This is a genomic window from Salinimicrobium oceani (genome assembly GCF_012037645.1).
The window spans coordinates 1-400 of the sequence record NZ_JAAVJR010000867.1; the positions used below are offsets into that span (position 1 = coordinate 1).

Annotated in this window: 1 protein-coding gene; it reads left to right on the forward strand. The window is 42.2% G+C overall.

Annotation, left to right across the window (positions count from 1 at the left end):
• Positions 1-400 (forward strand): methylmalonyl-CoA mutase family protein (locus HC175_RS19795; RefSeq protein WP_235942704.1); only part of this gene is annotated, 400 nt, incomplete at both ends.

The following is a 400-nucleotide window of genomic DNA, read 5'->3' on the forward strand; positions in this document are numbered from 1 at the left end:
CGAAAAGGTAAAAGTCTGGAATCATTTATTTCAGTAGACACTTCTCTATATCAAAATGCGGGGGCAAATATTCCGCAGCAAGTGGCTTATGCCTTAGGTCATTTGAACGAGTATTTCAATCATATTTCGGAAACTGAGGTGTCAAAAAAGGTGAATTTTCAGTTCCTTATTTCTGTAGGGCCTAATTACTTTTTTGAGATCGCGAAGGTTCGGGCCCTACGCCTTCTCTTCACCACCCTAAAGTCGGAATATGATTTTGTAGGCGACTGCAATATCCTGGCACAACCTTCCCGTCGTAATAAAACGCTTTATGATTTCAACGTGAACCTGCTTCGCACCACTACAGAAAGTATGAGCGCAGTATTGGGAGGTGTGGACAGTGTTTGCAATATGGCATATG